The sequence below is a fragment of the Parvibaculum sp. genome (assembly GCF_035325945.1).
Lineage (GTDB): Bacteria > Pseudomonadota > Alphaproteobacteria > Parvibaculales > Parvibaculaceae > Parvibaculum.
Genome location: NZ_DAOKYX010000001.1, coordinates 390,342 through 399,108, shown reverse-complemented (window position 1 = coordinate 399,108; position 8,767 = coordinate 390,342). Strand labels below are relative to the sequence as shown.

Here is an 8,767-nt window from a genome sequence, read left to right as displayed (position 1 = left end):
GGCCACGTTACGGCGATTTTCCGAGCGGCAGGATTGCCGGCCCATCCATCCACTCCGTCATGTTCCGAACGCCGGTCAGTCGGCAGCGGCGGAAATCCTCGCTCCCGCAGGGCGGGCCTGCGCGCCGCGCACGAGCTTGCCGTTGAGTTTGCCAGTCGGCTGGCCGTTCCTGAACGCGACGACGCCCGACACGATGCTCGCGGTATAGCCGTCCGTCTCCTGGATGAGCCGCTTGCCGCCCGCCGGCAGGTCGTTGACGATGCGCGGCGAGTAGAGCGTCAGCCCGTCGAAGTCGATGACGTTGACGTCGGCCTTCATGCCGGTCGCGAGCACGCCGCGGTCGTTGAGGCCGACGAGTTCCGCGTTGCGGCCCGTGAGCCCGTGGATCAGCCATTCGAGCGGCAGCTTGCGTCCGCGGGTGCGGTCGCGGCCCCAATGGGTCAGCAGCGTCGAGGGGAAGCTCGCATCGCAGATGATGCCGCAATGGGCCCCGCCATCCGAAAGGCCGAAGGCCGTGTTCGGGTGGGTGAGCATGGTTTCGACATCGGCGAGGCTGCCGCAATGGTAGTTCATCAGCGGGAAATAGATGAGCGCGCGTCCGTCGCGTTCGAGCATGAGGTCGAGCACGATCTCGCGCGGGTTCTTGCCCGCCCGCTCGGCCCGCGCCTTGACGCTCTCCTCGGGCGCCGGTTCGTAGTTCGGCTTCTCGCCCAGCGCGAACATCTTGTGATAGGCGGTGCAGATCATCTCGATGATCTCGCCCGCGGGATAGGCGGGCTCCTCGGCGAGGAGCTTCGCGCGGAATTCGGGATCCCTCAGCGCCTTCACCTGCTCCGCGAGCGGCGCGCCCCAGATCTGGCGGAAGGTCTGATGCATGACGAAGGGATTGAGCGAGGCGGTGAGGCCGAGGAGGAGGCCCGTCGCGCGCGGCGGCACCTGGCCCCTGATCGGAAGTCCCGCCTCATTGGCGGCGGCGATGTTGTCGAGCACGCGCTTCCAAACGGTCGGCCAGCGGTCATCCTGTTCGATGGTGATCGACATGGGCCGGCCCGACAGCTCGACCATGCCGCGCAGCATGGCGAATTCGGCGTCCGTGTCCTTGAAGTCGGCGATGAGCTGAAGGACGCCCTTGCCGGCCTTGCCCATGGCGCGCGCGATGCCGTGAAGCTCGTCGGCTTCCGCCTTCAGCGTCGGCGTCGAGGCGCCGTGCTTGTCGCGGTGCTTGAGCGTGCGCGAGGTCGAAAAGCCGAGCGCGCCCGCATCGAGCGCATCGACCACGAGCCGCGCCATGGCTTCCGTCTCGGCTTCCGTCGCAGGCTCGAGCGCAGGCGCGCGCTCGCCCATCACATAGGCGCGCACGGCCGCATGCGGTACCTGCAACCCCACATCGAGCGCGAGAGGCGAGGCCTCGACCGCATTCATGTATTCAGGGAAGCTCTCCCAGTTCCACTTGATGCCTTCGGCAAGCGCCGTACCCGGAATATCCTCGACGCCTTCCATCAGGCCGAGCAGCCATTCGCGCTGCTCGGGCTTGCAGGGCGCGAAGCCGACGCCGCAATTGCCCATGACGGCGGTGGTAACGCCGTGAAAGGTCGAGGGCTGGAGATAGGGGTCCCAGGTGACCTGGCCGTCATAATGCGTGTGCACGTCGACGAAGCCGGGGGTCACGATCTGGCCGCGCGCGTCGATTTCCTCGCGGCCGCCGCCTTCGACCTTGCCGATGGCGACGATGGTGCGGCCGTCAATGGCGATGTCGGCCTCGAACGGCTTTCGCCCCGTTCCGTCGTAAACGGTGCCGCCGCGGATCACGAGATCGTGCATGGTTTGTCTCCCCGGAAATGCTCTGAATGGTGTTTCCGGGGAGCTTAGCGGTTTCAGCTCCGTGGAGCAAAAGGAGCCCGACGGGCCTCAGTTCTTCTGCTGCTGGCCGCGCTGGCGGATCGCTTCGCGCCGTGCCTCGATGGCACCAGCCTCGACCTTGCCGTTGCGTTCGCTCGAAAAGCGCCGCTCGGTGCGGATCGCCTCGCCGAAGCTCTGCGCGAAGCCCTCGTCGATGAGCTTCTTGTAGGCGGGCAGGCAGTCCGGCACCACCGAGAGCATGTCCTCGGCAAGCTTGCGGCAGACGGGCAGCAAGTCCTCGGGCGCCACGACGCGGTTGATGAGCCCCCATTCGGCCGCCTGCTCGGCGGAGAGGAAATTGCCGGTGAGCGACAGTTCCTTCGCCCGGTAGATGCCGATGGCGCGCGAAAGCTTCTGGCTGAGCCCCCAGCCCGGCAGGATGCCGACGCGGGCATGGGTGTCGGCGAAGCGGGCATTGGCCGAGCAGATGAGCACGTCGCAGGCCAGCGCCAGCTCGAAACCGCCCGTGATGGCCACGCCGTTGATCGCGCCGATGACCGGGCCGGAGAAATGGCCGATCGAGGTCACGGGGTCCTTGTCCGTCACGGTGCCGTTGACCGTGCTCGCGCCCGAGCCGAGCTCCTTGAGATCGAGCCCGGCGCAGAAAGCCTTGCCCGCCCCGGTCAGAATCACCGCGCGGGTTTCCGGGTCGGCTTCCAGCGCCTCGAATGTTTCGGCGATGGCCTGCCGGAGTTCGCGCGACAGCGCGTTCATGGCGGTCGGACGGTTCAGGGTGACGGTGGCGATGCCATCCGACTTTTCAACGAGAAGCACCGGATCCCCAGCCATGTATATTCTCCATAATCGTTAGTGCGAGTTGGTGAATTGCGATAGATTTGCTCTAACAGAGGAGACAACACGCCGCAATCCGCCCGGCTCGTTCGCGGTGGGGGTGTGTTGACCTTGGGGCGCTCATCGGACAGCATGCGCCCCCTCGCAACCCAGGGGGCTCCAGCCGTTGAGCATCGCCTCGTCCGAAGTCGAGCGTCAGCCGCTCAGGCTTGCTCTCCATGTCGCAGCTATTGGCGTTGTTTTCGGTGATATCGGGACCAGCCCGCTTTACACCATTCGCCAGTGCTTCGATCCCGCAGTGGGCCTGAAGCCGACGACGGAAACCGTCACCGGCGTGCTGTCGCTCGTCTTCTGGGCGATCACGCTCGTCGTGATGATCAAATATGTCGTCTTCATCCTGCGCGCCGACAACAAGGGCGAGGGCGGCGTGCTGGCGCTGACGGCGCTCGCGCTCAAGAAGGCGCGTTCGGGAAGTCTGCTCGCCACCGCGATCACCGGCGCGGGCATGCTCGGTGCGGCCTTCTTCTATGGCGACGGCATTCTGACGCCGGCGATCTCCGTGCTCGGCGCGGTCGAAGGTCTTGAAGTCATCTCGCCCGTCTTCAGCGGCATGACCATGCCAATCGCGGCGGCGCTCCTCGTCAGCCTATTCCTCGCCCAGCGCAACGGCACGGCGCGCGTGGGCGCTCTCTTCGGCCCGGTGATGACCGCCTGGTTCGTGGCCATCGGCGCGCTCGGCATCTATGGCGTCGTCCAGCATCCGGCTGTGCTCGCCGCCCTCGATCCGCGGCCGGGCTTCCAGCTTCTCATGGCCGGGCACACGCATCCGCTGGCGCTACTCGGCGCGGTCGTGCTCGCCATCACCGGCGCGGAAGCGCTCTACGCGGATATGGGCCATTTCGGCCGCGCGACCATCCGCCGTGTCTGGATATCGCTCGTCTGGCCCGCGCTCATTCTCAATTATTTTGGGCAGGGTGCGCTTCTTCTCTATGAGCCCACGGCCATCGAAAATCCGTTCTATCTCCTCGCGCCCGAAATCCTGCGCGTGCCCTTGCTCATCCTCGCGACCATGGCGGCGATCATCGCCTCGCAGGCGGTGATTTCGGGCGCCTTCTCCGTGACGAGCCAGGCGGTCGAGCTTGGCTGGCTGCCGCGCTTCCGCATCCGCCACACTTCGGCGCGCGAATCGGGCCAGATCTATGTTCCGCAGATCAACGCCGCGCTGATGGTGGGCGTGCTCGCCGTGGTGCTCGGCTTCGAGACGTCGTCGCGCCTTGCCTATGCCTATGGCATCGCCGTGACCGGCACCATGGTCATGACGACCTGCATCGGCTTCTACTATTACTACCGCATCGCCAAATGGCCGCTGATCCCCGTCGCCGCCTTTGCGCTCCTGCTGCTGACGGTCGATCTGAGCTTCCTCGTCTCCAATCTGACGAAAGTGCTCGAGGGCGGCTGGCTTCCCATCGCGGTCGGCATCAGCATCGTCATCGTCATGGAGACGTGGCGGCGCGGGCGCAAGCTCCTCGCCGAGCAGTTCCTCGACGGCGCCGTGCCGCTCGACACGCTGCTCCGGCAGGCGTCGGAACAGAAGATCCAGCGCGTCAAGGGCGCGGCCGTCTTCCTCACCGCCAATCTCGATGTCGTGCCGACGGCGCTGCTCCACAACCTCAAGCACAATCAGGTTCTGCACAAGCGCGTGGCGCTGCTGCGCGTGAGCACGGAGGACACGCCGCGTGTGCCGCTCGCCGAGCAGCTCAAGGTCGAAACCCTGTCGAACGGTTTCGCCCGCATCGAGATCAGGCATGGCTTCATGCAGCAGGTGGACGTGCCTGAACAGCTGGAGCGCTGCCGCACCTTCGGCCTCGATTTCCCGCCGATGGAAACGTCCTACTTCGTCAGCCGCCAGACGCTCGTGCATGAGCACTCGTCCAAGATGCCGGCCTGGCAGTCCCGGCTCTTCATTCTACTGATGGACTATGCGCTGGGGCCGACGGAATATTTCCAGCTCCCGCCGAACCGCGTCGTCGAACTGGGCACCAAGACCGAGGTCTGATCGCCTCGGCCCTCATTTCAGCCGAGGAACTGCGCCAGCGCCACGCCGATGAAATTGGCGATCGCATAGCCGAGCACGCCGAGCATCACGGCGGGCGTGACGAGCGTCCGCCAGCGCTGGCTCGCGGCCTGAGCAGCGGCAGTTGCGGGACCGAGCGCGCAGGCATTGGAAGCGATGAGCGCTTCGGCAAGATCGATGCGGAAGAGCTTCGCCCCGCCAAGGACGAAGGCGAGATGCACCGTCGCCATCACGCCCGTGAAGGCAAAGATGGGAAGCGCCGTCTGCACCATGAGCAGCACGTCGGCGCCCGCGCCCACGACCGCGAAGAAGATGTACATGAAGTACATGCCGAGATCGAAATCGCCATTGAGTCTGTGCATGCGCTGCGGAAAGAAATTGGCGAGAGCGAGCGCCGCGATGGTGACGAAGAGCACGCCGAATTGCGGAATGCCGGCAAGGCTCGCGACGGCATAGCCCACGAAGCAGCAAAGCGCGGAGAGCGCGAGCGCCGTTGCGAGATCGGCGATGTGGAAATGGTTGCGTTCCTGCGCCTCGATGGCCTCGTCCTCGGTCGGCGCTTCGTCGATCACGCGCGAGGGAAAGAGGCGACGGATGAGCGCCGAGCCAGGCAGGAGAACGAGCAGGGTGAGAAAGAGCGTGCCGCCAACATTGTCGGACGCGGCCATCGCGCCCAGCACCGCCCCGTCCTTGAGTTCGAGCATCTGCGAGACGGCGGCAAAATTCATGGAGCCGCCGATCCAACTCGCGCCGATCGTGCCGACGATCTTAGGCCCGTAGGTTCCGAGATCGATCAGATGAAAGCCAGCGATCGCGCCCGCGATGGTGCCGAGCGAAGCGATGGCGAAGGCGAAGAGCAGGCGTCCCGTCTCGGGAATGATGCGCCGCAAATCCGCCTTGAAGAGAAGGAGCGGAATGGCGAGCGGGACGGCATAGCTCCAGACGAGATCGTGGAAGGTCGAGGCGAAGGGCACGATGCGCAGATTGGAAAGAAGCGCGCCCGCGCCGATGGTGAGAATGACGCCGGACAGCATCTTGCCGAGCCTCGTCCCCTCCGACCAGACGCCGAAGGCCGCCGCGCACAAAAAAGCGGCCACGAGGCCGAAATTGTTATCGGCCGAGATGAGAGAGCCCGTCATGTCCGTTCCTGCATAATTCGTTCAATGGCGTTCATCATGCGGAACGTCAGGCGAATTACAAGCGGGCCCGCCGCGAGGGGCGATATTCAGAGGCCGAAGCTGACCGAGATCGAGCCGAACTGATCGGGCTTGGGCTGGCCGTAAAATTCCCGTGTACGGAAGACATGGGTGAAGCTCACCCGCGTCGCGCCGAGAACGGCGACCGCGCCGAGCTTGCCGTCGAAGACGAAGACCTTCTTGTCGACGCTCTGGCTGTCCCGGAAAGTGTTGCCATCGAGGAAGATGTCGCGCGCGATGGCGCGCGCTTCGGCGCCAGCGAAGAGATACCAGTCGAAACCGTTGGCGCTGTGGAACCATTCCGAACCGCCGATGCCGGGATAGATGCGCGTCGGGCCGAAATCATTGGGCAGGGCCGGGCCGATGCGGAACGTTCCACCCCCGCCCGCATAGGTCTGCACATTGCCGAGCGCGATGATGCCGTAGGGAATGATATCCGTTTCGAGGCCGAGCATGCGCGGCGTGCTGAAGGTCGCCGAGCGCCAGGCGCGCTCGAAGCTCAGATTGAGTCCGGGCTCGTTGCGGAGCTGATTCGCCCATCCGCTCGCCTGATCGACACCGATGAGGCGGTGCCATCCGTTCTGCGTCTCCCGTCCGAGCGCCCAGGGGCCGACGACGCCGAGATCGAGCTTCCACTGGTCCTGCCAGGCTTCATGCGCCGCGTTCTCGCGCACGCTTTGCAGCGTGAAGGTGGTGTGGAGCCAGGCGGCATAGGGCCGGTCGTTGAGAATGGGCGCGCTCTGGTCGGTGTCATCCGGCGTGAAAAGCGCCTGGGCGAGGCTCACGCCGATCCGGTGGCTCGTGCGGACGACCTCCGCATCGTCGGTGAAAAGAGCGAAGACCGGCGGCGCCGAAATCGTTCGCAGCCATTCCGGCAGGTCGTCTCGCGGCGCCGACAGCCAGGATATCTGCACGCCGTTCGTGTAGTGCCGGTCGGTATTGGCGAATTTGGCGAAGAGGTCGTTTTCGGCCTGCACGGTCAGAAAGCCGTTATCGGCCGGCTCGGCGCTCTCGGCCGGGGCCGGCTGAAAGGCGGTTGAGATGGAGACGAGGAGAAAAAACGCAGTCAGACGGAGGGCAGGGCCGGGCTTGTTCGTCATACCGGAGTCCAGTGGTCTTTCGGAGGAGAGCTTGACGGCAGGAAACCGGCCGCTGTCCAATGGTTGCGCGGGAGAAAATAACATGAAACCGCAAATGGGGAGGATGACCATGAATGTTGCTGGAACGGCGGCTCGCATGAGCAGGGAGGAAGCACAGGCGAAGGGCATGCTCATCGCCTGGCATGCGGCGCAGGCGCCTGACAGGCTGGCGATCGTTTCGCAGGCGGGCGGGCGGAGCTATGGCGAACTCAATGCGCGGGCGAACCGCCTCGTGCGCGCCCTGCGCGGCGCGGGGCTCAAACCCGGCGATGCGGTGGCGCTTCTCTGTTCCAACCGCCCGGAATTCGCAGAGGTGGTGGCCGCCTGCCAGCGTGGCGGCTTCCGGCTGACGCCGATCAACTGGCACCTCAAGGGCTCCGAGGTCGGCTATATCGTCGATAATTGCGAGGCGAAGGCGCTGGTCGCCGATATGCGCTTTGCGGCGAGCGCGCAGGAGGCGGCCCACATGTCGCCGCTCGCCACGATCAGGCTTTCCGTCGGCGGAGAGATTCCGGGCTTCGCCGCTTACGACGCCATGGTCGAGGCGGAGGCCGGGCACGACATCGACAATCCCGTGCTCGGCACGCAGATGATGTACACCTCCGGCACGACCGGCCATCCGAAGGGCGTTTTCCGGCGCGAGGCGCCGCCCGTGACGCCGCTCAACGCGAAGCTCGCGGAGACGGCGCAATTCCGCCCCGGCGAGGACATGGCGCTCGTCACCGGGCCGCTCTATCACGCGGCGCCGCTGGCGCTCAATCTCAACTTCCCGCTCAATGCCGGCGTCGGCTGTGTGCTGATGGACAAATGGGACGCCGAGGACACGCTGCGCCTCGTCGAGAAGCACCGCATCACCCACACCCATGTGGTGCCGACCATGCTCCACCGCATGCTGAGCCTCGCGCCCGAGCTGCGGCAGAAATACGATTATTCGAGCCTGCGCTGGGTGCTGCATGGCGCGGCTCCATGCCCGGCGCATGTGAAGGAACGCTCGATCGAATGGCTCGGCCCCATCCTGTTCGAATATTACGCGGCGACGGAGGGCGGCGGCATTTTCGTCGACAGTCATGAATGGCTGGGGAAGAAGGGAACGGTCGGCAAGCCGCTTCCCGGCGTCGTCATGAAGGTGGTGGACGAGGAGGGGAGCGCGCTCGGGCCCGATCAGGTCGGCACCATCTATTTTCAGGCGCCCGCGCAGGGCCGCTTCGAATATTTCAAGGCGCCGGAGAAGACCGAGGGCGCTTATCGCGGCGACTACTTCACCATGGGCGACATGGGCTATCTCGACGCCGACGGCTTCCTCTTCCTCACCGGGCGCAGCGCCGAGGTCATCATCTCGGGCGGCGTCAATATCTACCCGGCGGAAATCGACGAGGAGATCCTGAAGCACCCCGCCGTCTATGACGTCGCCGTCGTCGGCGTGCCCAATGAGGAATGGGGCGAGGAGATCAAGGCGGTCGTGCAGCTCAATGAGGGGGTCGAGCCTGGCGACGCGCTCAAGGCAGAGCTTCTCACCTTCGCCGCCGAGCGCCTGCCGGGCTACAAGCGCCCACGCTCGGTCGATTTCACCGACGATCTGCCGCGCATGCCCTCGGGCAAGATCGTGCGGCGCTCGGTGCGCGACCGCTACTGGCAGGGCGAGAAGAAGATCTGAGAGGGTGGGCCGC

The 8,767-nt window shown here is 65.4% G+C and carries 6 protein-coding genes; 2 read left to right on the top strand and 4 right to left on the bottom strand.

The window, feature by feature from the left end:
* Positions 1 to 75 precede the first annotated feature (75 nt).
* Both PKA57_RS01935 and PKA57_RS01930 read right to left on the bottom strand, forming a co-directional pair.
* Positions 76 to 1,821: an amidohydrolase family protein gene (locus tag PKA57_RS01935; RefSeq protein ID WP_324297232.1), complete on the bottom strand. Its 1,746-nt coding sequence runs from the start codon at positions 1,819 to 1,821 to the stop codon at positions 76 to 78.
* An 87-nt stretch (positions 1,822 to 1,908) separates the two neighbouring features.
* The gene (locus PKA57_RS01930) at positions 1,909 to 2,688 is read right to left on the bottom strand and encodes an enoyl-CoA hydratase (RefSeq protein WP_324297231.1); all 780 of its coding nucleotides are present in this window, start codon (positions 2,686 to 2,688) and stop codon (positions 1,909 to 1,911) included.
* A gap of 175 nt (positions 2,689 to 2,863) precedes the next feature.
* Between PKA57_RS01930 and PKA57_RS01925 the strand changes: the two genes are divergently transcribed.
* The gene (locus PKA57_RS01925; RefSeq protein ID WP_324297262.1) at positions 2,864 to 4,747 is read left to right on the top strand and encodes a potassium transporter Kup; all 1,884 of its coding nucleotides are present in this window, start codon (positions 2,864 to 2,866) and stop codon (positions 4,745 to 4,747) included.
* A gap of 17 nt (positions 4,748 to 4,764) precedes the next feature.
* Here PKA57_RS01925 and PKA57_RS01920 read toward each other — a convergent pair whose 3' ends face one another.
* Positions 4,765 to 5,904, bottom strand: coding sequence for a DUF819 family protein (locus PKA57_RS01920; RefSeq protein ID WP_324297230.1), 1,140 nt, complete (start codon positions 5,902 to 5,904; stop codon positions 4,765 to 4,767).
* Positions 5,905 to 5,990: 86 nt separating this feature from the next.
* Positions 5,991 to 7,061 carry a lipid A deacylase LpxR family protein gene (locus tag PKA57_RS01915; RefSeq protein WP_324297229.1) on the bottom strand — a complete coding sequence of 357 codons (1,071 nt, stop codon included), beginning with the start codon at positions 7,059 to 7,061 and terminating at the stop codon, positions 5,991 to 5,993.
* 136 nt (positions 7,062 to 7,197) lie between these two features.
* Between PKA57_RS01915 and PKA57_RS01910 the strand changes: the two genes are divergently transcribed.
* Positions 7,198 to 8,754, top strand: coding sequence for an AMP-binding protein (locus PKA57_RS01910; protein ID WP_324297228.1), 1,557 nt, complete (start codon positions 7,198 to 7,200; stop codon positions 8,752 to 8,754).
* Positions 8,755 to 8,767: the final 13 nt, after the last annotated feature.